Annotated in this window: 24 protein-coding genes; 12 read left to right on the top strand and 12 right to left on the bottom strand. The window is 67.9% G+C overall.

The genetic code is table 11. From position 1 onward, the window contains the following. The first annotated feature begins 23 nt into the window (after positions 1 to 23). From G3M57_RS12565 to rsmA, 4 genes are all read left to right on the top strand, one after another. Positions 24 to 2,459, top strand: coding sequence for an LPS-assembly protein LptD (locus G3M57_RS12565; protein WP_156402071.1), 2,436 nt, complete (start codon positions 24 to 26; stop codon positions 2,457 to 2,459). A 75-nt stretch (positions 2,460 to 2,534) separates the two neighbouring features. Next, positions 2,535 to 3,896: a peptidylprolyl isomerase gene (locus tag G3M57_RS12560; protein ID WP_056751021.1), complete on the top strand. Its 1,362-nt coding sequence runs from the start codon at positions 2,535 to 2,537 to the stop codon at positions 3,894 to 3,896. Then, positions 3,893 to 4,897, top strand: a complete 1,005-nt coding sequence (gene pdxA / locus G3M57_RS12555) for a 4-hydroxythreonine-4-phosphate dehydrogenase PdxA (RefSeq protein WP_056751025.1) — start codon at positions 3,893 to 3,895, stop codon at positions 4,895 to 4,897. Before G3M57_RS12560 ends, pdxA begins: the two co-directional genes overlap by 4 nt. A gap of 173 nt (positions 4,898 to 5,070) precedes the next feature. Beyond that, positions 5,071 to 5,898 (top strand): 16S rRNA (adenine(1518)-N(6)/adenine(1519)-N(6))-dimethyltransferase RsmA, encoded by an 828-nt coding sequence (rsmA, locus tag G3M57_RS12550; RefSeq protein WP_163230882.1) that lies wholly within the window; start codon positions 5,071 to 5,073, stop codon positions 5,896 to 5,898. A gap of 46 nt (positions 5,899 to 5,944) precedes the next feature. Here rsmA and G3M57_RS12545 read toward each other — a convergent pair whose 3' ends face one another. The 10 genes from G3M57_RS12545 to G3M57_RS12500 all read right to left on the bottom strand — a co-directional run bounded on the left by G3M57_RS12545 (position 5,945) and on the right by G3M57_RS12500 (position 14,310). Then, positions 5,945 to 6,466 carry a hypothetical protein gene (locus G3M57_RS12545; RefSeq protein ID WP_156402072.1) on the bottom strand — a complete coding sequence of 174 codons (522 nt, stop codon included), beginning with the start codon at positions 6,464 to 6,466 and terminating at the stop codon, positions 5,945 to 5,947. Positions 6,467 to 6,837: 371 nt separating this feature from the next. After that, positions 6,838 to 7,482 (bottom strand): guanylate kinase, encoded by a 645-nt coding sequence (gene gmk / locus G3M57_RS12540; protein WP_056751030.1) that lies wholly within the window; start codon positions 7,480 to 7,482, stop codon positions 6,838 to 6,840. Further along, a complete protein-coding gene (locus tag G3M57_RS12535; RefSeq protein ID WP_056751567.1) occupies positions 7,472 to 8,353 on the bottom strand; it encodes a YicC/YloC family endoribonuclease in 882 nt (293 codons plus the stop codon). The genes gmk and G3M57_RS12535 overlap by 11 nt, the downstream gene beginning before the upstream one ends. A 9-nt stretch (positions 8,354 to 8,362) precedes the next feature. Further along, the gene (gene mltG, locus G3M57_RS12530) at positions 8,363 to 9,499 is read right to left on the bottom strand and encodes an endolytic transglycosylase MltG (protein WP_373287654.1); all 1,137 of its coding nucleotides are present in this window, start codon (positions 9,497 to 9,499) and stop codon (positions 8,363 to 8,365) included. After that, positions 9,496 to 10,776 (bottom strand): beta-ketoacyl-ACP synthase II, encoded by a 1,281-nt coding sequence (gene fabF, locus G3M57_RS12525; RefSeq protein ID WP_163230880.1) that lies wholly within the window; start codon positions 10,774 to 10,776, stop codon positions 9,496 to 9,498. The genes mltG and fabF overlap by 4 nt, the downstream gene beginning before the upstream one ends. Before the next feature lie 173 nt (positions 10,777 to 10,949). Beyond that, positions 10,950 to 11,189 carry an acyl carrier protein gene (locus tag G3M57_RS12520; RefSeq protein ID WP_007672577.1) on the bottom strand — a complete coding sequence of 80 codons (240 nt, stop codon included), beginning with the start codon at positions 11,187 to 11,189 and terminating at the stop codon, positions 10,950 to 10,952. 190 nt (positions 11,190 to 11,379) lie between these two features. After that, positions 11,380 to 12,120 (bottom strand): 3-oxoacyl-[acyl-carrier-protein] reductase, encoded by a 741-nt coding sequence (gene fabG, locus G3M57_RS12515; protein WP_056751037.1) that lies wholly within the window; start codon positions 12,118 to 12,120, stop codon positions 11,380 to 11,382. 139 nt (positions 12,121 to 12,259) lie between these two features. Further along, positions 12,260 to 13,204, bottom strand: a complete 945-nt coding sequence (fabD, locus tag G3M57_RS12510; RefSeq protein ID WP_163230878.1) for an ACP S-malonyltransferase — start codon at positions 13,202 to 13,204, stop codon at positions 12,260 to 12,262. Between the two features lie 67 nt (positions 13,205 to 13,271). Beyond that, positions 13,272 to 13,760, bottom strand: coding sequence for a hypothetical protein (locus G3M57_RS12505; RefSeq protein WP_163230876.1), 489 nt, complete (start codon positions 13,758 to 13,760; stop codon positions 13,272 to 13,274). 70 nt (positions 13,761 to 13,830) lie between these two features. Further along, positions 13,831 to 14,310, bottom strand: coding sequence for a group II truncated hemoglobin (locus G3M57_RS12500; RefSeq protein WP_163230874.1), 480 nt, complete (start codon positions 14,308 to 14,310; stop codon positions 13,831 to 13,833). 122 nt (positions 14,311 to 14,432) lie between these two features. On the opposite strand from G3M57_RS12500, the gene G3M57_RS12495 reads away from it, so the two are divergent. The 3 genes from G3M57_RS12495 to G3M57_RS12485 all read left to right on the top strand — a co-directional run bounded on the left by G3M57_RS12495 (position 14,433) and on the right by G3M57_RS12485 (position 17,055). Then, complete coding sequence (locus G3M57_RS12495) at positions 14,433 to 14,972, top strand: peroxiredoxin (protein ID WP_056751050.1); 540 nt, start codon at positions 14,433 to 14,435, stop codon at positions 14,970 to 14,972. 76 nt (positions 14,973 to 15,048) lie between these two features. Next, positions 15,049 to 16,176: a helix-turn-helix domain-containing protein gene (locus G3M57_RS12490; RefSeq protein ID WP_163230872.1), complete on the top strand. Its 1,128-nt coding sequence runs from the start codon at positions 15,049 to 15,051 to the stop codon at positions 16,174 to 16,176. A gap of 72 nt (positions 16,177 to 16,248) precedes the next feature. Then, positions 16,249 to 17,055 (top strand): sterol desaturase family protein, encoded by an 807-nt coding sequence (locus tag G3M57_RS12485; protein ID WP_056751054.1) that lies wholly within the window; start codon positions 16,249 to 16,251, stop codon positions 17,053 to 17,055. Positions 17,056 to 17,059: 4 nt separating this feature from the next. Here the strand turns inward: G3M57_RS12485 and G3M57_RS12480 are convergent, their stop codons facing one another. Both G3M57_RS12480 and G3M57_RS12475 read right to left on the bottom strand, forming a co-directional pair. After that, positions 17,060 to 17,707: a hypothetical protein gene (locus G3M57_RS12480; protein WP_056751056.1), complete on the bottom strand. Its 648-nt coding sequence runs from the start codon at positions 17,705 to 17,707 to the stop codon at positions 17,060 to 17,062. A gap of 92 nt (positions 17,708 to 17,799) precedes the next feature. Then, positions 17,800 to 18,339, bottom strand: coding sequence for a DUF2059 domain-containing protein (locus tag G3M57_RS12475; RefSeq protein WP_163230870.1), 540 nt, complete (start codon positions 18,337 to 18,339; stop codon positions 17,800 to 17,802). 234 nt (positions 18,340 to 18,573) lie between these two features. Between G3M57_RS12475 and rpsF the strand changes: the two genes are divergently transcribed. From rpsF to G3M57_RS12450, 5 genes are all read left to right on the top strand, one after another. After that, positions 18,574 to 18,954: a 30S ribosomal protein S6 gene (rpsF, locus tag G3M57_RS12470; RefSeq protein WP_012286543.1), complete on the top strand. Its 381-nt coding sequence runs from the start codon at positions 18,574 to 18,576 to the stop codon at positions 18,952 to 18,954. A 15-nt stretch (positions 18,955 to 18,969) separates the two neighbouring features. Then, positions 18,970 to 19,248, top strand: coding sequence for a 30S ribosomal protein S18 (rpsR, locus tag G3M57_RS12465; protein ID WP_019848089.1), 279 nt, complete (start codon positions 18,970 to 18,972; stop codon positions 19,246 to 19,248). Positions 19,249 to 19,261: 13 nt separating this feature from the next. Next, the gene (gene rplI / locus G3M57_RS12460; protein WP_035077031.1) at positions 19,262 to 19,846 is read left to right on the top strand and encodes a 50S ribosomal protein L9; all 585 of its coding nucleotides are present in this window, start codon (positions 19,262 to 19,264) and stop codon (positions 19,844 to 19,846) included. Between the two features lie 173 nt (positions 19,847 to 20,019). After that, positions 20,020 to 22,455 (top strand): TonB-dependent receptor plug domain-containing protein, encoded by a 2,436-nt coding sequence (locus tag G3M57_RS12455; RefSeq protein ID WP_056751062.1) that lies wholly within the window; start codon positions 20,020 to 20,022, stop codon positions 22,453 to 22,455. 166 nt (positions 22,456 to 22,621) lie between these two features. Then, on the top strand, positions 22,622 to 24,154 hold the full coding sequence (locus tag G3M57_RS12450; RefSeq protein WP_163230868.1) for a replicative DNA helicase: 1,533 nt from the start codon (positions 22,622 to 22,624) through the stop codon (positions 24,152 to 24,154).

Below are 24,154 nucleotides of genomic sequence, written 5' to 3'. Positions count from 1 at the left end.
TGTCGCCGGGATCGAGGACTTTGATGATGGAGCTTCGCTGGGGCGCGAAAGAAAAGGGCCGCGCGGTCCTGCTGGCCGGAGCGGCTTGGCTCGCCCTCGCCGCTTCCGCGCAGGCGCAGCAGCCGCTCGCCACGGTTCCGGCCGCCCCCGCGCCCGCGCCGGCCGTCGACGACGGCCTGGGCGACACCGGCTACTACCTGGAATCCGATCTCCTGATCCGCGACGACGCCAATCAGAAGATGATCGCCCGCGGCGACGTCGAGGCGCGTTACCAGGGCCGCACCCTGCGCGCCGACGAGGTGGTCTACGACACCAAGACCGAGGTGGTCACCGCCCACGGTCACGTGACGCTGATCAACGCCGACGGCACCGCCGAATTCGCCAACGACATGACCATGGACAAGGACCTGAAGGCCGGCTTCGCCCGCGGCTTCTCGGCCCGCCTGGACAAGAACATCAAGATCGCGGCCGACAGCGCCGTGCGCCGCAACGAGCAGATCACCGAGCTGAACAAGGCCATCTACACGCCTTGCGAAGTCTGCGCCGAAAAGCCCAAGCCGACCTGGAGCATCCAGGCCGACAAGGTGGTCCAGGACAAGAACAACCATCTGGTCTACTACCACGGTGCGACCATCCGGGTGTTCGGCGCGCCGCTCATGTACCTGCCGGTGTTCTGGCACCCCGATCCCCAGACCGAGCGCCGCTCGGGCTTCCTGGTGCCCAAGATCGGCGTCTCGAAGAAGCGGGGGCTGGTCTATGAACAGCCCTATCTGTTCGTGCTGTCGCCGTCTCAGGATGTCGTCGTAACCCCTCAATTCAACACGAAAGTTAATCCGTTCCTGAAAGCCCAGTACCGCAAGCGGTTCTATTCGGGCTACGTCGAGGCGCGCGTCGGAGCCACCTACGACAAGGACTTCGACAACCACGGCGACCGCTTCGGCGAGGCGACGGCCAAGAGCTACATCCTGGCCAAGGGCCTGTTCGACATCGACAACCATTGGAAATGGGGCTTCACCGCCGAGCGGGCTTCGCAGGCGTTGATCTTCGACGACTACGACATCAGCGACGTCTACGCCCAGCGCGGCCAGTTCACGGCCGACGACCATCGCCTGATGTCGCAGATCTATACGACCCGGCAATCGGATCGGTCCTATCTGTCGGCCTCAATGATCTCGGTGCAGGGCCTGCGGGTCGTCCAGGTCAGCTCCGCGGGCCTGGCGAACCGGTTCGAGAACAGCGGCGCCTTCCCGCTGATCGGGCCGATGGTCGAGGGACGCTGGGAGCCGGAGTCGCCCATCCTGGGCGGCCGCCTTCGCGTCCAGGGCTCGGGCGTGGTCCTGACCCGCTCGGAATCGCAGTTCGGCGAGCCGCCCTACGCCTACCCCGCCTACAAGGGCGAGGACGGCGTGGATTCCGTCCGCGGTTCGCTCAAGGCCGACTGGCGCGGCAGCCTGACCCTGGGTTCAGGCCTGCGCGTCGAACCGTTCGCCCAGGCGCGTGGCGACACCTATCGCGTCAGCGACGTCTTCCTGCCGCCTGCCGCCACGGTCGCGGGCGACCGGACCACCAACATCGACTATTCGCGCGGGCTGGGCGTCGCCGGCGTCGATCTGAGCATGCCGTTCTTCAAGCCGCTGAAGAACGGCGGCAGCGTGGTGCTCGAGCCCCTCGTCCAACTGGCGGCGGGGTCCGACAGTTCGCGAGTGCCGATCGTCGTGGCCCGCGACCCCGCCGGCAATCCGATCTATTTCAACGAAGACAGCACCAACTTCGAACTGGATGAGACCAACCTGTTCGACGTCAACAAGTCGCCCGGCTTCGACCTCTACGAAGGCGGCACGCGCATGAACGTCGGCGGCCGCGCGACGGTGAAGTTCGCCGACGGCCGGGGCGGCAGCGTCCTGCTCGGCCGTAGCCTGCGCACCAAGGTCGATCCGCTGATGCCGACCCGGGCTGGGCTGGACCAGAAGGCCTCTGACTGGATCGTGGCGGCCACGGTCACGCCGATCCGCGGGGTCACCGCCTTCACGCGCGCCCGCTTCGACAACGACACCAGCAAGCTCAACCGCCTGGAAGCGGGCCTCGACGCCTCCCTCGCCCGCGGCTTCGCCTCGCTGCGCTACCTGAAGGACAACAAGGACACGACCGGCTTCCGCCAGGAAAACCTGGACTTCGTCGGCGATTACATGATCCGCGAGAACTGGGGCGTGACCGCCCTGGGTCGCCTGTCCTATCAGGACGCCCGCACCTTCGGCTTGCCGGCCAACGACAGCAAGTGGTCCTGGACCCGTCGCGACCTGGGCGTCTACTACAAGGATGACTGTGTCCGCCTCGACCTGATCTATCAAAACGAGGACCGCTACACCCAGACCGTCAACGGCTTGAAGTTGAAGTCAAATGAGTCGGTGGTCCTGCGCCTAACGCTCGCCACATTGGGCGACACACTGTACAGCGATTAGAATGTCACCGCGTCGGGGGACGCGCGATCAAGCGCGCGCCTTCCTTTGGACGCGTCTAGAGGAACGACAATACCGATGCGGTCTGCGCGTAGCGTGACGAAACTGGCGGCCTGCACCGCTTCCATCCTCGCCTTGACCGTGGCGAGCCTCGGCCTGCCCGCCGTGGCTCAAGAGGCGGCGCCCGCGGCGCCCCCCGTCGTGGACGCGCCGGCGGCTCCGGCCGCCGCCGCGCGCGCCAATCCGTTGTCGGAAAGCGTCGCCGCCGTCGTCAACGACGACATCATCTCCAGCTACGACCTGATGCAGCGCATGCGCCTGCTGATGGTGACGTCCGGCCTGCAGCCGACCCAGGAGAACCTGCCGCAACTGGAGCAGGAGGCCCTGCGCTCGCTGATTGACGAGCACGTCCAGATGCAGGAGCTGCGTCGGGTCGAGAAGGCCCAGAAGATCACGATCATCTCGACCGACAAGGAAGTCGAGGAGCAGATCGAGGACATCGCCAAGGGCAACAACATGACCGCGGCCCAGCTGACCCAGCAGCTGCAGTCCCAAGGCGTCGGGATCGACACCTGGAAGGCCCAGATCCGCGCCGACAGCAGCTGGCAGGCCTGGATCAGCGGTCGCTACGGTTCGCGCCTGCGAATCGGCGACGACCAGATCAAGGCCTTCGAGCGCCGCCAGGCCGAAGCCGCCAGCAAGCCGCAGTACCAGGTCAGCGAAGTGTTCATCGACGCTGGGCGCGTCGGCGGCATGGACGTGGCCCTCAACGGCGCCAAGCAGCTGGTCACCCAGATGCAACAGGGCGCGCCCTTCCCGGCCGTGGCGCGCCAGTTCTCGGCCTCGCCGACGGCGGCCAACGGCGGCGACGCCGGCTGGGTCAGCCCGGGCGAAATGCCGCCCGAGGTCGACGCCGCGCTCGAGCAGCTGCGTCCCGGCCAGCTGTCGGCCCCGATCCCGGTGCGCGACGGCGTCTACATCGTCTATCTGCGCGAGAAGCGCTCGGGCGCGAAGACGGCCCTGGTCGACCTCAAGCAGATCGCCGTGGCCCTGCCCAAGGACGCCCCCCAGGCCCAGGTCGACGCCGCCCAGAAGCTGCTCGTCGACCTCAAGCCCAAGATCACCAGCTGCGAAACCCTCGAGGCCACCGCCGGCAAGATCGAGGGCGTGGTGGCCGGTGATCTGGGCGAGGCCGAGATCACCGACCTGGCGCCGGCCTTCCAGGAAGCCGCCAACACCCTCAAGGTCGGCCAAGTCTCCGACCCGATCCGCACCGACGCCGGCCTGCACCTGATCGCCGTCTGCGGCAAGCGCCAGTCCGGCGCTCAAGCTCCAACGCACGACCAGATCGAAAACCGCCTGCGCGGCCAACAGCTTGCGCTGATCTCCAAACGTTATCTGCGAGACCTGCGCAACTCGGCGACCATCGAGACCCGGTGAAGACCACGGCCCTCGCCCTGAGCGCAGGCGATCCGGCCGGCATCGGGCCGGAGATCATCGCCAAGGCCTGGTCGGCCCTGCGCGCGGAAGGGCCGAGCTTCATGGTGGTGGGCGACGCCCAGCTGCTGGCTTCGGCCGGCGGCGGCGTGAAGGTCCGCGCCGTCACCGGGCCGGTCGAGGCGATCAAGGTGTTCGGCCAGGCCCTGCCCGTCCTGGACATCCCGCTGCAGGCGCCCGTGGTGGCCGGCAAGCCCTCCAGCGCCCACGCCGCCCAGGTGATCCGCTGGATCGAGACCGGGGCGGGCCTGGCCCTGTCGGGGGCGGTGACGGGCTTGGTCACAGCCCCCATAGCCAAGGCGCCGCTGTACGACGCCGGCTTCGCTTTTCCAGGCCACACCGAATTCCTGGCCGAGCTGACCCATGTCGGCCAGCGCCAGGCGCCGCATGGCCCGATCATGATGCTGGCGGCCCGCGACCTGCGCGCCACCCTGGTGACCATCCACACGCCGCTGTCGGCCGTGCCCGCCGCCCTGTCGATCGAGGCGATCGTCAATGCCGGCCTGGTGACGGTGGAGGCCCTGCGCAAGGACTTCGGCATCGCGGTTCCGCGCCTGGCGGTGGCGGCTCTCAACCCGCACGCCGGCGAAGCGGGCGCCCTGGGCGGCGAGGAAAACGCGATCATCGAGCCGGCGGTGCGGGTCCTGCGCGACCTGGGCGTTCAGGTCCGCGGCCCTGCCCCCGCCGACAGCCTGTTCCACGCCGAGGCCCGCGCCACCTACGACGCGGTGCTGTGCATGTATCACGATCAGGCGCTGATCCCGGTCAAGATGCTGGACTTCTGGGCCGGGGTGAACGTCACCCTCGGCCTGCCCATCGTGCGCACCTCGCCCGATCATGGTACGGGGTTCGACATCGCCGGCCGGGGCCTGGCCCGGGCCGACAGCCTGATCGCCGCCATCCGTCTGGCCGCCGAGATCGCCGACCGGCGCTCGATCGCCTGAACGATTCCGATCGAACTTTTGACGACAGTGAACAGCCCTCGTCCTTCGACAAGCTCAGGATGAGGGCTATGGCGAAGGTCGTTCAGTAGAAATCCTCATCCTGAGCTTGTCGCCAAGATAGTTTTGGGGGACGAGGATCGCGGTCCAAGACCGGCAAACCAGAGCACCCCACCATGACGTCGCCCACACTTGCCGATCTGCCGCCGCTTCGCGAGGTTCTCGCCGAGCACGACCTGCTGGCCAACAAGAGCTTCGGCCAGCACTTCCTGCTGGACCTGAACATCACCCGCAAGATCGCCCGCCTGTCCGGCGTGGGCGAAGGGGACGTGGTGATCGAGGTCGGTCCCGGTCCCGGCGGTCTGACCCGAGCCCTGCTGGAGACCGGCGCGCGGGTCGTGGCGGTCGAGATGGACAAGCGGTTCATCCCGCTGCTGGAAGAGCTCTCCGCCGCCGCCGACAGCCGACTGACGATCATCCAAGGCGACGCCCTGAAGGTCGACATGGCCGCCCTCGCCGGCGGCCCGGCCCACATGGTCAGCAACCTGCCCTACAACGTCGGCACGCCGCTGCTGATCAACTGGCTGACCGGCCCTTTCCGGCCGCTGTCGATGACCCTGATGTTCCAGAAGGAGGTCGCCGACCGGATCGCCGCCGACGTCGACGACGACGCCTATGGCCGCCTGGCCGTGGTGTCACAGACCGTCTGCAGCGCCAAGGTGGTCATGGACCTGCCGGCCCGCGCCTTCACCCCGCCGCCCAAGGTGGCCTCGGCCGTGGTGCGGCTGGTCCCGCTGGAGCCCGCGCCCGACAAGGCGCTGGTCGCGGCCCTGGAGAAGGTCACCGCCGCCGCCTTCGGCCAGCGCCGCAAGATGCTGCGCTCCAGCCTCAAGGGCCTGGGCGGCGCCGCGCTGTGCGAGAAGGCGGGGATCAATCCGGACGCGCGGGCCGAGACCATCGACGTGGCGGGCTTCCAGGCGCTGGCGCGGGCGGTGATGGGCTAGCCGGTTCCCGCAAATGATGGCCGATTGAACGTCCGGGGTTTGGACGTCAGTAGCCGACTTCCAGCGTCACGACGGTGAGGCGACCGTTGATTTTGCCAACCAGGGTCACGTTGCCGCCAGGCCAATCGGGGCCATTCATCGCCATGATGGCGATCGTCTCCATTTGAGCCGTAAAAAGCGGCTTGAAGGTCGTCGCTCCGGGCGCCGTGATGGTGGTTATCTTCGGCCCCTCATCGGCCCAGGCCGCGTACCCCCAAGCGGCCCCAATAAATCGCAGTGAGTGACCGGAAAGCTGTGGGGTGGAGGCCGGGTCTTCGGACTTTTGTTGTCCCTCGCAGCCAACCCTGTTCAACCGGCCATTGGAGAGCGCGCCTCCATAATAATCGGCTTGGAGCGAATAGCACCGGCCATCGCTGAACGAGAGCGTCACGGGCAGAAAACCAGGCGACCAGGCAGCAACGACGTGAGCTTTAGTGGATTCAGCGACGGCGAACGCGCCCACGACCTTGGCGTGGCCGGCAGCTACGCCGCGTTTATAGGCCGGATCAACATGGATCAGACCAGACACGGCTGTATCGGGGATCTGCACGAGTAGTGGCGCGCTGGAGTCCGATGGCGGCGCAACACCCGGTCCCGATGCGCCGCCACTATATCCGGCCGGCGGAATGAACTGAGCGTGAGCGCTGATGGGTGCGACCGCCGTCGCGCCCACCAGGCATGCAAGGGCATATGCTGACGCCTTGTTTCTCACCGGGCATCCCCTTGAGCAGCGAGCTTACGACAGAAGCGGTAAGGAGCCAGCCGGTATAGGGCCTTAACCTCAAGATTTGCGCGCCAAAGTAGACCAAGATGCACCGAGGCCGAGCGCGATGCCTGGCGCCTGGTGGGGAGCCCCTTGGTCTTTGCACCTCTGAGAGGATCGGAAGCCGCCCTCGTCCGCTAGATCTCTTCCCTCAGCAGATCCCCCACCAGATTGCCGATCCACGGGTTGCGGACCCGCTTCTGGCGTTCGGCGTGGTAGATGTGGGCCAGGTCCGAATAGGCCTTGTCGAAGTCGTCGTTGAGGATGACGTAATCGAACTGCTCCCAGGCCGCGACCTCGTCCTTGGCGCGGGCCAGGCGGCGGTGGATGACCTCTTCGCTGTCCTGGCTGCGGGCGTGCAGGCGGCGGCTCATCTCGGCCAGCGACGGCGGCAGGATATAGACCAGAACGCTGTCCTCGCCGGCCTGTTTGTGGACCTTCATCGCGCCCTGGAAGTCGATGTCGAACAGCACGCTCTCGCCGCGGTCCAGCGCCTCCATGATCGGCGCGCGCGGGCTGCCGTAGTGGTTGCCATAGACCTCGGCCCATTCCAGGAAGGCGTCGTCCTGGATCATGGCCTGGAACTTGTCGTGGCTGACGAAGTGGTAGTCGCGGCCGTCGTGCTCGCCCGGACGCGGGTCGCGGGTGGTGGCGCTGATCGACAGGTGCAGGTCGTTGTGGTCGGCCACCAGGCGGCGGGTCAGCGAGGTCTTGCCCACGCCCGACGGGGCCACGACCATCAGCAGCAGGCCGCGGGTGCGTCCATGCGGATTATTCGACATTCTGAACCTGTTCCCGGAATTGCTCGATCGTGGCCTTCAGATCCAGGCCGTGCGTGGTCAGGGCCGTCAGGGCCGACTTGCTGCAAAGGGTGTTGGCCTCGCGCATGAACTCCTGCGACAGGAAGTCCAGACGCCGGCCGGCGGCCGCATCGGCGGCCAGCAGGGCGCGGGCGGCGGCCACGTGGCTGGACAGCCGGTCCAGTTCCTCGCGAACGTCGGCCTTCACGGCCATGGCGGCGGCTTCCTGCACGATGCGCTCTTCCGACGCCGCCTCGCCGATCAGTTCGGTCAGCTTGCGGGCGTAGCGTTCCCGCAGCACGGCCGGCTGGCCGGCTGCTTCGTGCGAGGCCAGCAGGGTCAGGGCCTCGATGCGGTCGACGGCGCCGGTCAGGATCGGAGCCACGGCGGCCCCCTCCTCCAGCCGCGCCGCCTTCAAGCCGTCCAGGGCCTGGCCGATCGTGGCGGCCATGGCGGCCTCCACCTCGGCCCGGTCCTCGGCGGCCTCGTCCTCCTCGCGGGCGTCGATCACGCCGCGCAGGGCCAGCAGGCCGTCGAGCGTGGGCTTGCCGACCATGCCGGTGGCCACATAGGGCGCGCCGGCCTTCAGATAGCGCTCCAGCACCTCGACATTGACCTGCACGGCGGCCTGGGCCTCCGCCCGCTTGGCCTGGAGGTTGACGGTCAGCTGGCCGCGCTGGAAGCGAGCCTGGGCGCCGTCGCGGGCGGCGCGGTCCAGGGCGTCGAAGCCCGGCGGGCCGCGAAAGCGGGTCTCGAGGTTGCGGCCGTTGACGCTGCGCGCCTCCACCGCCCACGACCAGGCCCCATGCGAGCCTTCGACGCGGGCGAAGCCGGTCATGCCTGACAGCGCCATCATCGCTCCCTAGAGATTCGACGGGCTCTTCGCGGCCCCTGCAACGCCGGCCTGGGCCGCCGCCTTCGACCGCTCGACCTGCCGCCACTTGGCGACATTGCGCTCGTGCGCCTCGTAGGTCGAGGCGAAGACGTGGCCGCCGGTGCCGTCGGCCACGAAATAGAGGTCGTTGCTCTTCATCGGATTGAGCACGGCCGCCAGGGCGGCCTTGCCCGGGTTGGCGATCGGGGTCGGCGGCAGGCCCTCGATCAGGTAGGTGTTGTAGGGCGTCTGTCGCTGCAGTTCCGACTGCAGGATGCCCCGGCCCAGCGGCCGCCCGCGGGTCAGGCCGTAGATGATCGTCGGGTCGCTGCCCAGGCGAACGCCCTGGCGCAGGCGGTTGATGAACACCGCCGCCACGTGCGGCCGCTCGCGGGCCAGGGCCGTTTCCTTCTCGACGATCGAGGCCATGGTCACGGCCTCCTCCTTCGTCGCGAACGGCAGGCCCGGCTGGCGCTGGGCCCACAGGCGGTCCAGCACCTCGTCGCGAGCGTCCATCATCCGCTGCAGCACCGCCGCCCGGTCCTCGCCGCGCTGGACCTGGTAGGTCTCGGGCAGGATCGAGCCCTCTGGCGGGGTCGGCACCGTGCCGGTCAGCTCGGGGGCCCGCATCAGGATGTCGACCACCATGTCGGAGGTCAGGCCCTCGGCGATGGTCACCTGGTGGCGGACGATCTTGCCGTCACGGATCTTGGCTAGCACCTGGCGCAACGAGGCGCGCGAGGCGAACTCGTATTCGCCGGCCTTCAGCCTGCGCGCCGCGCCGGTGGTCTGGGCGGCGGTCAGGAACAGCGAGGACGAGCGGATCACCCCTGCCTGCTCCAGGCTGGAGGCGATCTCGGGCAGGCTGGCCCCGCGCCGCAGGACCACCGTGGTCTGGTCGCCCGACCGCGCGGCCGGGCCCGGGCCCTGATAGATCCAGACCGCGCCCAGTACGACCAACACGGCGGCCAAGCCCAGCATGGTCAGCAGCCCAGTGCCCATGGCCGCGATGCGGCGTCCGACCGGCGCGGTCTCGCGCCGGCGCGGATTGGCCTTGCGGGGAGCCCCCGTCTTCTTCGGCGCCGGGCGTGGGGCGCGGCCTGTTGGCGAGGGCTTGCGGCTCACGAGACTTTGCGGAACACGACCGAGGCGTTGGTGCCGCCGAAGCCGAAGCTGTTGGAGACCGCCACGTCGATCTTGTGCGGCACGGCCTTGTTCGGCGCCAGGTTCATGGCGACGTTCACGTCCGGATTGTCCAGGTTGATGGTCGGCGGAGCGATCTGGTCGCGAATGGCCAGGACCGAGAAGATCGCCTCGATCGCGCCGGCCGCGCCCAGCAGGTGCCCGGTCATCGACTTGGTCGACGACATCACCACGTTCTTGGCGTGATCGCCCAGGAAGCGCTCGACGGCCCCGGCCTCGATGCCGTCGGCCATGGTCGAGGTGCCGTGGGCGTTGACGTAATTGATCTCCGACGGGGAGATGCCCGCGTCCTTGACCGCCGCCGAGAGTGCGCGGAAGCCGCCATCGCCGTCCTCCGACGGGGCGGTGATGTGATAGGCGTCGCCCGACAGGCCGTAGCCGATCACCTCGGCATAGATCTTGGCGCCGCGGGCCTTGGCGTGCTCGTACTCTTCCAGGACGACGACGCCGGCGCCCTCGCCCATCACGAAGCCGTCACGGTCCTTGTCATAGGGCCGCGAAGCCTTTTCCGGCGTCTCGTTCCAGTCGGTGGAGACGGCGCGGCAGGCGATGAAGCCGGCCATGCCGACCTTGCAGACCGCGGCCTCGGCCCCCCCGGCGATCATCACGTCGGCGTCGCCGTACTTGATCAGCCGGGTGGCGTCGCCGATGGCGTGGGCGCCAGTGGCGCAGGCGGTGACCACGGCGTGGTTGGGCCCCTTGAAGCCGTAGCGGATCGAGACCTGGCCCGAGATCAGGTTGATCAGGGCCGAGGAGATGAAGAACGGGCTGACCCGCCGCGGGCCCTTGGCTTCCAGCTCCAGGGCGGTGTCGGCGATCGTCGACAGGCCGCCGATGCCGGAGCCCAGGATCACCCCGGTCCGGTACTTGTCTTCCTCGGTTTCCGGGACCCAGCCCGAATCCTTCACGGCCTCATCTGCGGCGGCGATGCCGTACAGGATGAAGTCATCGACGCGCTTCTGGTCGCGCGGGCTCATGGTCAGGTCGGGATTGAACGATCCCTCGACGTCCGGACCGCCGCCGCCGCGGCCATCGACGCGCGGCACTTCGCAGGCCACCTGGCAGGCGTATTCGGTCGGGTCGAAGGCCGAGATGCGGTTCGCGCCGGACTTGCCGGCCAGGATGTTCTTCCAGGTGACGTCGACGCCCTGCCCCAGGGGGGTCAGGAGGCCAAGTCCGGTAATGACAACTCTACGCATGGATCACTCCCAACCTTCGCATCGCGGTCATATGGGGGATGCTGACGACTCGGACAGCCCCCCGACCTCGAATCTCGGCCACATACGAAAACCGCCGCGCGCACGATGGCAAGAGCCCGTGCGACGCGGCGGCTGATAGTCCTGTTCGCGAAAAATGGCGCGAACCCGACGCCTTAGGCGCCGGTCTTTTCCGTGATGAACTTCACGGCGTCACCGACGGTCTGGATGTGCTCGGCGGCGTCATCCGGAATTTCGATGTCGAATTCTTCTTCGAACGCCATGACCAGCTCGACGTTGTCGAGGCTGTCGGCGCCCAGGTCGTCGATGAAGCTGGCCTTTTCGGTGACCTTTTCCGGATCGGCGTCCAGGTGCTCGATGACGATCTTACGCACGCGCTCGAGAATGTCGGACATTCTGTTAGTCCCTCGTTTTGAATCTTTGCAGTTCCGCAGGAGACGGGGGCGAACCCTTCACCACCCACGGGAATTGTCGGGCCACCGCCTATCACGTTCTTTTTCGAGTGACTAGCGGCACGTCCGGTCAGAAATGTGGGCTTTCGTCTTTCCAAGCAGAAAGGCGCGGAGCCCAGGAAAAGACGGCCCGTCAGATCATGGCCATGCCGCCGTTGACGTGCAAGGTCTGACCCGTGACGTAGCCGCCCTGGTCACTGGCCAGGTAAACGCACGCGGCGGCGATATCGCTCCCCTCGCCCAGCCGGCCGGCGGGAATGGTCGAGAGGATTCCGGCCCGCTGCTGCTCATTCAGGGCGTCGGTCATGGGGCTGGCGATGAAGCCGGGCGCCACGCAATTGACGGTGACGTTGCGGCTGGCCAGCTCCTGGGCCAGGGCCTTGGAAAAGCCGATCATGCCGGCCTTGGAGGCGGCGTAGTTGGTCTGGCCCGGATTGCCGGTGACGCCGACGATCGAGGTGATGCCGATGATCCGGCCCGACCGGCGCTTCATCATGCCCTTGGCGGCGGCGCGGGACAGGCGGAAATAGCCTTCCAGGTTCACCTTGATCACGGTGTCCCAGTCCTCGTCCTTCATGCGGACGATCAGGCCGTCGCGGGTGATGCCGGCGTTGGCGATCACGATGTCGAGCGGCGCGCCGGCGGCCTCCTCGGCCTTGGCGACAAGGCCGTCGACGGCGGCGGCGTCCGACAGGTTCGCGGCGACGAACGACACCCGCTCGCCGAACTGGGCGGCCAGATCCGAGAGCGCTGATTCGCGGGTGCCCGAGAGCACGACGTGGGCGCCCTGGCCGTGCAGGGCCTTGGCGATGGCCCCGCCGATGCCGCCCGTGGCGCCGGTGACGAGGGCGGTCTTGCCGGTGAGATCGAACATTTGAATTCTCCGTCCGGAGGATGGTGGATGAAACCCTCGTCCTTCGATAGGCTCAGGACGAGGGTTTCAAACGAACCGCCCGCGCCATCGTCCTCATCCTGAGCTTGTCGAAGGACGAGGACGACGCAGGCCGTTGATGCTAGAGCGACTTGGCGAACGCTTCGAGGTCGGCCGGGCTGTTCAGGGGAACGGCTTCGGCGTCCGGGGCGATCCGCTTGGCCATGCCCGACAGCACCTTGCCCGCGCCGGCCTCGGCGAAGCGGGTGACGCCGCCCTCGCCGGCCAGCCAAGTCATGCTCTCACGCCAGCGCACGCGGCCAGTGACCTGCTCGACCAGCAGCTTGCGGATGACGTCGGGATCATGGACCGGGGCGGCGGTGATATTGGCCACCAGCGGGGCGCGCGGGGCGACGATCGTGGTTCGGGCCAGGGCCTCTTCCATCTCGTCGGCGGCCGGTTGCATCAGCGGGCAGTGGAAGGGGGCCGAGACGTTCAGCGGAATGGCCCGCGCGCCCAGCTCCTTGGCCTTCTCGATGGCCTTGTCGACGGCCGCCTTGGCGCCCGAGATCACCACGTTGCCGTTATTGTTGTCGTTGGCCACGACGCAGACGCCGACCTCCGAGCCGGCGGCGGCGGCGGCCTCGGCCAGGGCCAGGTCGGTCTTGGGGCCGATCAGCGAGGCCATGGCCCCCTCACCCACGGGCACGGCGCGCTGCATGGCCTGGCCGCGCAACTTCAGAAGGCGGGCGGTGTCGGCCAGGGTGATCGCGCCGGCGGCGGCCAGGGCGCTGTATTCGCCCAGGCTGTGGCCGGCCACGAAGGCGGCCTTGTCGATCCCGACGCCAAACTCGCGCTCCAGCACCCGGGTCACGGCCAGGCTGACCGCCATCAGCGCCGGCTGCGCGTTCTCGGTCAGGGTCAGGTCGCCTTCCGGCCCCTCGCTCATCAGCTTGAACAGCTTCTGACCCAGGGCGTCGTCGACCTCCTGGAAGACCTCACGGGCGGCGGCGAAGGCCTGGGCGAGGTCGGCGCCCATGCCGACCGTCTGGCTGCCCTGCCCCGGGAAGATGAAGGCGATGCTCATGGGCCCGCTCCGTCGTTATAAATCCAAGGGCGGGAGGGTTATGGGATCGCCGCGCCACGGGCAAGGATCAGTTTTGGCCGGCGGCGGGCTCCGAAGCCGTCGCCACGACCGTTGCGGGGGCGAGCGGGGCCGGCGGCCCCAGGTCCAACACGGGTTCGGACGGGCGCGCGGCCGGCGCACAGCCCTTGCGCGCCAGCTTCCTGGCGCTCCATGACGGATCGCAGCGACGCGGCGTCTCGGCGGCGCGCATGGCCGCCATCATGGCGATGTTCTGCTGGACCAGCCTCATGGTCCGTTTGTTGTGGTCCGGCTTGGGAAGGCTGACCGAAACCGGCGGCTGGGGCGGCGGCTTGGGGCAGTGCAGCGTCCGGGCGGCGACGGGAACCGGTCGCGGCGTTACCGGACGCGGCGTTACCGGACGCGGCGTGAAAGGGATTGCGACCCGTGAGGACGGCGGCGGCCGAAAGCCGCGGACCGTCGGTGTCCCCGCCTGAGCTCCAGTCGCCGTCAGCAGGGTCAGGGCCAGAACCGTCTTGGAAAGGATCGCGCCGCGCATTCGAGCGACTCCGTCTGCCTGCCTCCGCTTCTACCATGACGGGAGACCGCGCGCGACGGTCGACCGCCTCTCAGCCCAGCCAGGGCCCGCCCGGCGGTCCCCAGCCCCAGACCGGCATCGGCGGGTCGTCCGTGGGCGCTTCAACCCCGGGCGCCGAGTTGATCACCGCCAGCCGCGTGCCCCATTCCAGATAGCCGACGAAGGCGGCGCGGAACTCCGGATCCGCCGGCAGGCCGACCGCGTCGGCGATGTCCAGCATCAGCGACACCCAGGCGCGGCGCTGCTCTTCGGTCAGGTGACGCCCCAGGTGATGGCCGATCATCGCGGCGTGGCCGCCGCCGGCCTCGGTATAGGCCTTGGGGCCGCCGAACACCTCGGTGACAAAGGCGGCCACGTGCTCGGCGTGGCGCGGGTTCATGCCGGCGAACACCGGCGCCAGAACCGGATGGTCGGGCACGGCGGCGTAGAACGCGTCGAACAGCGCCCGGAAGCGTTCTGGCCCACCCGCCCAGGCCGCCAGGGTTGGGATTTCCGTCTCGCCGAGCGCCATGGTCGCCTCCCGTTCTGCTTTCCGACTTAAGGGCGCAGGTTGACGTTTGGAAGCCGGAAGAATGGCGTTATTGAAATCATGACGCAGCTGGCTGCGCCGCCGCCTTCCCCTGGAGTCCACCCATGCAACGCCTGCTCACCGGTCTCGCCCTCTGCGCCGCCCTCGTGGCCTCCTCCCCCGCCCTGGCCGCCCTCAAGGTCGGTGACAAGGCGCCCGACTTCACCGCCCCCGCCGCCCTGGCCGGCAAGGACTTCAGCTTCACCCTGTCCAAGGCGCTGAAGAAAGGTCCGGTGGTGCTGTACTTCTTCCCGGCCGCCTACACCTCGGGCTGTACGGCCGAAGCCCACGAGTTCGCCGAGGCCACCCCGCAGTTCGAGAAACTGGGCGCGACGGTGATCGGGGTCACGGGCGGCAATGTCGACCGCATCAAGGACTTCTCCAAGGAGCACTGCCGCGACAAGTTCGCGGTGGCCGCCGCGAACGCCGACCTGATCAAGACCTACGACGTGGTGCTGCCGATGAAGGACAACCTGTCCAATCGCACCTCCTATGTGATCGCGCCGGGCGGCAAGATCCTGCTGGCCTACAGCGACCTGAACTTCCAGGGCCACGTCACCCAGACGATGGAGGCGGTGAAGGCCTACAAGGGCCGGAAGAAGTAGATTTCGACCAACCTCCTTCGAAAACGGCGTGGGCGAACCGGATCGGTTCGCCCGTGTTTCGACTAGGATCGGAGCCATGGCCGACCTCGTCTTTCTTCAAACCTTGGTCCGTGGCGTCGCCGTCGGCGGCTTCGGCGTCACTGGCCTGGCGCTTGCGCTGGACCGACGGCCCACGCCCCTGCGCTGGGTCGGCGGCTTGTTCTTCCTGTGCGCCGTCGCCCACGTCATCGACAGCTGCCAGCCCGGCCGGACAGGCCATCCCGACCCGCTGATCTGGGCCGCGTCGGTGGCGACCATCGGCCTGTTCTGGCCCCTGGCCTACGCCCTCTTCGCCGACGAGCAGCGTTTCTCGCCGCACCGGCTGTGGCCGGCTGTCGGGCTGGTGGCCCTGTGGGGCCTCGCCCGCGCCTTGCCCGAAGCGATCTGCAAGCCGTTCTGGCTGTTGTTCAACCTGGCCTCGGCGGGTCTGGTGCTGCACGCGCTGCTGGTCATCTGGCGGGGCTGGCGCGGCGACCTGGTCAATGAGCGCCGACGGCTGCGCGGCCCGGTGATGATCGCGGCGGCCGGCTATATCTTGCTGCTCAGCGCCCAGGACGTGGCCTGGGTCACCGGCCTGCCTTGGTTTCACGCCTGGGGATTGCCCCAGGCCCTGGTGCTGGCGACGCTGGCCGTCGCCGGCGCGGTCATCCTGCTGCGGCCTGAGCCCCTTCTGGTCGAAGCCGGATCGACCAGCGGCCGGATCGCGCCGCTCGCCGGCGGCCAGGCCCTGGATCTCGGCCCGGCCGACCGTCTGGTGCTGGCCCGGCTGGAGACCGCGATGGATGTGGAGGAAGTCTGGCGCGGCGAAGACCTGTCGATCACCGCCCTGGCGGCTCTGGTCGGCGCGCCCGAGCACCGCCTGCGTCGGCTGATCAACGGCGTGCTGGGCCATCGCAACTTCGCCGACTACGTCAACAGCCGCCGGATCGAGGCGGCCAAGAGCGCCCTGGCCGCCCCCGACCTGGCCCTGAAGTCGATCTCGACCATCGCCTACGACCTGGGCTTCGCGTCCCTCGGGCCCTTCAACCGCGCCTTTCGCGCCGCGACCGGGGTCACCCCCTCGGAATGGCGCGCGACCAGGACGCCTGCTCCGACCTCCGTGTCGGCCCGCCTGCGACTGGTCGAAACCGCCGATCCCGCGTCGAAAGCCGACAAGTCGGTCTGATTTCGCGATCGGCGCGACGACACGGCCGCCGCCGCGCCTTCCTCGGGACGCCACCCCTTCCGAGGAAACGCCATGCTGTCTTCTCTTCTCCCCTTCGCCGAAAGCTGGCTGAGCGCCGCCTTCACGGACGTGAGTCGCTACGTGATCTTCGCCGTCGGCGTCTGGCTGGCGCTCTGGATCGTCCTGGCCGCGCCCCTGGCCGGCCGGAAAATCCGCGAGGGGCGCCCACCCGCTCGCCAGCTGCTGATCGAGTTCGCCACCTCGATCCGCTCGATCATGATCTTCTCGACCATCGGCCTGTTGAATTTCGGCCTGTTCCGCGCCGGCCTGATGCCCGGCCCCCACATCGCCCGCGAACTGGGGCCGGTGTGGTTCTGGACCAGCCTGGTCCTGATGATCGTCGCCCACGACGCCTGGTTCTACTGGACGCACCGGCTGATCCACGACCGGCGGCTGTTCCGGACCTTTCACCGCCGCCATCACCGGTCCAACAGCCCTTCGCCGTTCACCGCCTACAGCTTCGACCTGGGCGAGGCGGCGATCAACGCGCTGTTCGTGCCGCTATGGATGCTGATCGTGCCAACCCAGTGGCCGGTCGCGGGCCTGTTCATGCTGCACCAGATCGTCCGCAACACCCTGGGCCACAGCGGCTACGAGCTGTTTCCGGCCACGCGCGACGGCCGCCCGCTGCTGCCCTGGCTGACGACCGTCACGCACCACGACTTGCATCACGCCCAGGCGGGATGGAACTACGGGCTCTATTTCACCTGGTGGGACCGGATGATGGGCACCGAGAACCCCCGCTATCTGGAACGGTTCGCCCAGGCCGTGCGGCGTCCCGGGCGAGCGGTCGCGGGGCCGGCGGCCGACGCCGCCTGAAGACCTACCAGGTGGTGCGGACCAGCTTGACCATCAGCCGGCCGTCCTGGACCCGCTCGTCGGCGGCCCGCAGGCTGACGGTGAACTCGGCGGGGATGTCGAACGGCCGGGTCAGGCTGAAATCGACGCCCTCGTCGCCCTGGGTGCCGCCGCCCACGGCGATCGAGGCGACCGGGCGGCCGTCCAGGGTCAGCTCGGACCGTACGTTGGCGCGGGTGACCGGCGTGCGGCCGCGCAGATAGACCGGCTGGCTGGCGTTCATGTCCATCGACAGCCGCACGTAGTTGGCCTTGGGCAGCAGGCCGAAGCCGAACGAGCGGGCCAGGGACGAGCGAATCGCAGCCTCACGGGCGTTCCAGGATGCGCCGACCCCCATCGTACGATTGGGAGCGGCGTGCTCGTCCGGCTTCTGGTTCAGGTTGAGGTCGAAGTTGTAGGTGGGGTCATTGAGCCCGCCAGCCACCTTGGCGGTGAAGGTCGCCTTCTCGGCGTCGGTCGACAGGTCCAGGGTCTGGGCGGCCGAATAGCCCTGGAAATGACCGTCGGCGCCCCAGACCGCCAGGTCCGGCTTGCGCACGATGTCGCCCGCCGTCGCCGGCGCGGCGGCGACCGTCAGCAAGGCCGCGATCAGGAAGGTCGTCCTGCACCCCATGACCGCCCGATAGCACAGGGCGGCGAAAGGCTGAAGCCTTGCACGGTCAAATTTGTATGACAGTTGTTCGTCCGCCCGTTTTCCAGGCGGCGTCAGGGCTTGGATGGCGCGGCGGCCTTGTCGCAGCCGATCTTGGCGCACAGCCTCTCGCGCATCTTGACCTGCATCTCGGCCATCATGCCCGGCATCTGGCCCATCATCCTCTGGGTGAGCTCGGGCGTCTTGGCGATCAGGGCCTGGCCCGAAGGTCCTTCGTAGAAGGCCACGAGATCGCGCAGCTCCTGCTCGGTGAAGACCTCGGCCATGGCGTCGACCATCGGCGCCTTCATCTTGCCGGTCATCTCGCGCGTGGTCTCGAGAACGGTCTCGCTGAGCGCGCGGCTCTGCTCGTCGGTCATCGACGGCGCCTGCTTGCGCATCGACTCCATCATCATCGGGACCATCTGGTCCATCATCTGGCTCAGCAGCTTGTCGTAGTGGATCGCCTCGAAATAGCGCGCCGCCAGGGCCCGCGTCTCGGGCGTGGCCTTGGAAGCGACCGCCGCCGGCGGCGGCGAGGCCTGCCGGGCCTGGGCCGCGCCGCCCGCCAGGCACAAGGCCGCGGCGACGGCGAGAATGGTTAGACGCTTCATGATGGCGGCCCCTGACAGTCAAGCCTCAACTTCGCCCGGAACCACCTGAGGATGCAAGCCCGCGCCGCGACTTGTGCTGGCGGGCCCTTTCCTGTATTAGCGCGCCCTCTCACGGATGGCGGTCTTGCACGCAGCCCTATGGGTCGGGATTTCCCGCTCGGCATGCAGGATCCATCGTGGTCGACGGACTTCCGCCGTCGCCCGCGCCGCCTTCCAAGCCGGAAGAAGGAAAACATGGCGTTCTACGAACACGTGGTCATCGCGCGGCAGGACATCTCGCCGCAACAGGCCGAAGCTCTGAACGAGCAACTCAAGGCTCTCCTGGAAGAAAATGGCGGTCATATCGCCAAGATCGAATACTGGGGCCTGCGCAATCTCACCTACCGCATCAAGAAGAACCGCAAGGGCCACTACTCCCTGCTCGCCATCGACGCTCCGGCCGCGGCCGTGAAGGAGATGGAACGTCAGCTGCTGATCAATGAAGACGTGCTGCGCTTCATGACCATCCGCGTCGAAGAGCTGGACCTGGAACTGTCGCCGGTTCTGGCCCGTCGCGACCGCGAACGTGGCGAGCGCAGCGAGCGCCCGCGCGACGATTTCGCGCCGGCCGCGTAAGGGAGAAGAGAGATCATGACCGATACCACTGCTCCCGAAGCCGGCGCTCCCGCCGCCGGCGCTGGCGGCGCCCGCCGCCCGTTCTTCCGTCGCCGCAAGGTCTGCCCGTTCTCGGGCGCCAACGCGCCGAAGATCGACTACAAGGACGTGAAGCTGCTGCAGCGCTACGTCTCCGAACGCGGCAAGATCGTGCCGTCGCGCATCACCGCGGTGTCGGCCAAGAAGCAACGCGAACTGGCCAAGGCCATCAAGCGCGCCCGCTTCCTGGCTCTGCTCCCCTACGTCGTGAAGTAAGGGAGACACCACGATGAAAGTCATTCTGCTCGAACGCGTCGAAGGCACCGGCGTCCTCGGCGACGTGGTCACCGTGAAGGACGGCTTCGCCCGTAACTTCCTGCTGCCGCGCTCCAAGGCCCTGCGCGCCAACTCGGCCAACCTGAAGACCTTCGAAGCTCAGCGCGCTGAGATCGAAGCTCGCAACGTCAAGAACCGCGAGAACGCCGGCAAGGCCGGTGAAGGCCTCGACGGCAAGCAGTACGTGATGATCCGTCAAGCCGGCGAAAGCGGCCAGCTGTACGGTTCGGTCGCGGGTCGCGACGTCGCCGACGCCATCAAGGCCGAAGGCGGCAAGGTCGATCGCTCGATGATCGTGCTCGACAAGCCGATCAAGACGCTGGGCGTCCACGAAGTGAAGGTGAAGCTGCACGCGGAAGTGACCGTCACGGTCACGCTCAACATCGCGCGCAGCCAGGACGAAGCCGACCGCCAAGCGCGCGGCGAAAACGTCATCGCCGCTCAGTTCGAGGAAGACCGCGCCGCTGACGCCGAAGCCGCCCAAGACATGGCGGAAGGCGGCGCCGGCTCGTTCGAAGGCGACCACTACGAGGCCTAAACGCTTCAGTAGCTTGAACTATCGGAAACGGCGCGGAGCAATCCGCGCCGTTTTTCTTTGGCCCGTCCCAGAAAATAACTCGTTTACGGCGGGCGCGAATGGGGGCTTTCCTGCGGGAGTAACTCGCGCGCAAAGCGAAAACGCTGCGTGCAAAACGTAGGGGAATAAACCACATGCGCAGTCGTAACCTTCTGCTGGCCGCCGTCTCGGCCGGAGCGCTCCTGCAGCTTCCGACCTTCGCCGCCGCCCAAACCCAGGAGCCCGCCGCGGCCACCGAGGTCGAGGAACTGGTCGTCACCGGGACCCGCACGCCCGGCCGCACGCGGCTGGACACCATCGCGCCGGTCGACGTGATCGGCGGCCAGGCCCTGGCCCGCCAGGGCAGCGGCGCCGAACTGGCCCAGGCGCTGTCCAACCTGACCCCGGCCATCGACTTCCCGCGGCCGGCCATCACCGACGGCACCGACCACGTGCGTCCGGCCACCCTGCGGGGTCTGGCTCCCGACCAGACCCTGGTGCTGATCAACGGCATGCGCGGCCACATCGGCGCCCTGGTGAACATCAACGGCTCGATCGGCCGGGGCTCGACCGCCTTCGACCTCAACTCGATCCCGACGGTCGCCGTGGAACGGGTGGAAGTGCTGCGCGACGGCGCCTCGGCCCAGTACGGCGCCGACGCCATCGCCGGGGTCATCAACCTGCGCCTGCGCGAGGCTCGCACCGGCGGCGGCGCGACCTACAACTACGGGATCTACGACACCGACGTCGACACCGCTCGCGGCAGCCGCAAGGCTCACGACGGCCTGACCCAGTCGCTCTCCCTGTGGCAGGGCCTGCCCCTGGGCAAGGACGGCTTCCTGACGGTGATGGGCGAATATGTGACCCGCCACCCCACCAACCGATCGGACTATGTCAACCTAGCCTCGGCCCCCGACTACGCCCGCCCGGTCGTGCTGGGCCGCTACGGCGATCCCAAGCTGGAGAGCAGCGCCGTCTACCTTAACGCCGGCCTGCCGGTGAACGAGACCTGGTCGCTGTACGGCTACGGCGGCTACCAGCATCGCGACACCGAATCCGCCGCCACGGCGCGGACCTACAACAATTCCAACAACGTTCCGGCCGTCTATCCGGGCGGCTTCCTACCGATCATCGCCACCGAGATCGACGACTACAACATCGCTGGCGGGATCAAGGGCGAGCTGGGCGGCTTCGCCACCGACCTGGGCGTCAGCTACGGCAAGAACAAGCTGGAATACACGATCAAGAACACCATCAACTCGACCTATGGCGCGACCTCGCCTCGCACCTTCAAGGCGGGCGGGCTCGACTACGACCAGTTCCTGGTCAATCTGAACATGAGCAAGGGCTTCGACCTGGGCCTGATCGAGCCGACCAACCTGGGCTTCGGCCTGGAATATCGCGAGGAAGGTTTCTCGGTCCACCAGGGCGAGCCGGCCTCCTACAGCAAGGGGCCGCTGCCCGGCGCGCCCGTCTCACAGGGCTTCGGCGGCTTCCGCCCCTCCAACGAGGTCGACAAGACCCGGCACAACGTCAGCGCCTATGTCGATCTGGAAGGCAAGCTGACGCAGCGCCTGTCGTTCGACGCCGCCGCGCGTTACGAGGACTATTCGGACTTCGGCTCGAAGGTCACCGGCAAGCTGGCGGCCCGCTTCGACGTCGACGACGCGCTGGCCGTGCGAGCGGCGATCTCCAGCGGCGTCAAGGCCCCTGCCCTGCAGCAGCAGTACTTCAGCTATACCGCCACCAACAACGTCGCGACCCCGACGGGCTCGATCCTGGTCGAGTCGGGCACCTTCACGGTCGACAGCCCGATCGCCGTGGCGCTGGGCGCCAAACCGCTGAAGGCCGAGGAGTCGATGAACTATTCGGCCGGCATCGTCTTCCACACCGGTCCGTTCGAACTGACCATCGACGCCTACCAGATCGACATCGACGATCGGATCGTGCTGTCGGAGAACCTGCCCAACCCGTCGACCCCGGCGGCGACCGCGACGGTGATCACCGACTTGCTATCCAGCTATGGCGTCAGCGCCGCACGGTTCTTCCTCAACGGGGTGGAGACCCGGACCCGGGGCGTCGACATCGTCGGTCGCTACAAGCTGGAGACCGAGACGGCCGGCCGCTACGATTTCACCGTGGCCGCCAACTTCAACGGCACCGACGTGCGAAAGACGCCCAGCCTGCCGACCATCACCAATGTCAGCCAGCCGCCCTTCCTGTTCGACCGCGGCAACGTCCTGACCTACGAGGAAGGCACTCCGAACCAGAAGTTCGTGTTCAACACCGACTGGAGCCTGGGCGATTTCGGCGTCACGGCCAAGGCGACCTATTATGACAGCGTCCTGGTCCCCAACAACAACCCGACGCTGGACTACGAGACGGGCCATCGCACGATCGTCGACCTGGAAGGCCGCTACAAGCTGGGCCCGGCGGGCCTGGCCCTGGGCGTCAACAACCTGTTCGACCAGTACCCGCGCGAAACCCCGGCCCTGATCAACAGCCCCAGCGGCTCGATCGGCTTCCCCAGCTACTCGCCGTTCGGCTTCAACGGCCGGTTCCTGTACGCCCGGGTCAGCTACAACTGGTAGAGCGTCTTCGAAACCGAATCGAAGCGGCGCGGGAAGCGATTCCCGCGCCGTTTTCATGCGTCCGGATCTGACGGAGCGGGCCGTCAGAACATACACAGAATATCCCCGTTCATCTTCGCCGACGCCCCGCTGCGTCCGCGCGAAAAATCCGGCTCCGCGTTAACCTGTGGCAATGTCCCTCGTCCCTGCTCTAGACCTTCGCCCACCTCAGCCGATGGGCGACATCGTCGTCGCCGTCGCGCCGCACAACCTGGAAGCCGAACAGGCCCTGCTGGGCGTGCTGCTGTACGATAACGCCGCCTACGAACGCCTGACCGACAGCCTGCAGGGCCGCCACTTCTACGAGCCCTTCCACCAACGGCTGTTCGGCTCGATCGAGACCCACATCCGCAAGGGCCAGCTGGCCGAGCCGATCCTGCTGGCCGATGAGTTCAAGCACGACCCGGCGTTCGAGGAGCTGGGCGGCCTGCGCTACCTGGCCGACCTGGTCGACCGCGCCCCGCCGGCCGCCAATGTCGGCGACTATGCGCGTGCGGTGTTCGACCTGGCCCTGCGCCGCGACCTGATCCGCATTGGCGGCGAGATCGCCTCCACCGCCCACGGCGGCGTCGGCAAGGACGACGTCAAGCTGCCGGCCCGCGACCAGATCGAGGCGGCCGAACAGCAGCTCTACACCCTGGCCGAAAGCGGCACGGCCAGTTCGGGCTTCGTCAGCTTCGGGGACGCCCTGCGCGGCGCCGTCGAGATGACCGCCGAGGCCTACAGCCGCGACGGCGGCATGTCGGGCCTGGCCACCGACCTGATCGACCTGGACACCAAGATCGGCGGCCTGCACCCCTCCGACCTGATCGTCCTGGCCGGCCGACCGTCGATGGGCAAGACGGCGCTGGCGACCAACATCGCCTTCAACGTCGCCAAGAAGTACGCCTGGGAGCCCCAGCCGGACGGCACCAAAAAGACGGTCAGCGGCGGCGTCGTGGCCTTCTACTCGCTGGAAATGAGCGCCGAACAGCTGGCCCTGCGTATGCTGGCCGACGCCTCGGGCGTCTCGGGCGACAAGCTCCGCAAGGGCGAGATCGACGCGTCGGAGTTCGGCCGGGTGCGCGACGCGGCCATCGAGCTGCAGGAAGCCCCGCTCTATATCGACGCCACCGGCGGCATCTCGATCGCCAAGCTGACCGCCCGGGCCCGTCGCCTGAAGCGCCAGGTCGGCCTGGACCTGATCGTCGTCGACTACCTGCAGCTGGTCACCGGCTCGGACCTGGGCTCGAACGCCAACCGCGTGCAGGAGGTCTCGCAGATTACCATGGGCTTGAAGGCCCTGGCCAAGGAGCTGGCCTGCCCGGTCATCGCCCTGTCGCAGCTGTCGCGCCAGGTCGAGCAGCGCGAGGACAAGCGCCCGCAGCTGTCCGACCTTCGCGAATCCGGTTCGATCGAGCAGGACGCCGACATGGTCTGGTTCGTCTATCGCGAGAGCTACTATGTCGGCCGCTCCGAGCCGCGCGAGGGCACGCCCGAGCACCTGCAGTGGCAGGAGGACATGGACCGCCTGCAGGGCCTGGCCGAGGTGATCATCGCCAAGCAGCGTCACGGCCCCATCGGCACCGTGCGCCTGTCGTTCAACAGCGACACCACCCGCTTCGGCAACCTGGCCCGCGACCACTACTTCCACCAGATGCGCAGCGGCTCGGACGAATAG

The organism is Caulobacter rhizosphaerae (assembly GCF_010977555.1).
GTDB classification, from domain to species: Bacteria; Pseudomonadota; Alphaproteobacteria; order Caulobacterales; family Caulobacteraceae; genus Caulobacter; species Caulobacter rhizosphaerae.
Note: the sequence above shows the minus strand (reverse complement) of the source record. Positions and strands in the feature narration are given on the sequence as shown.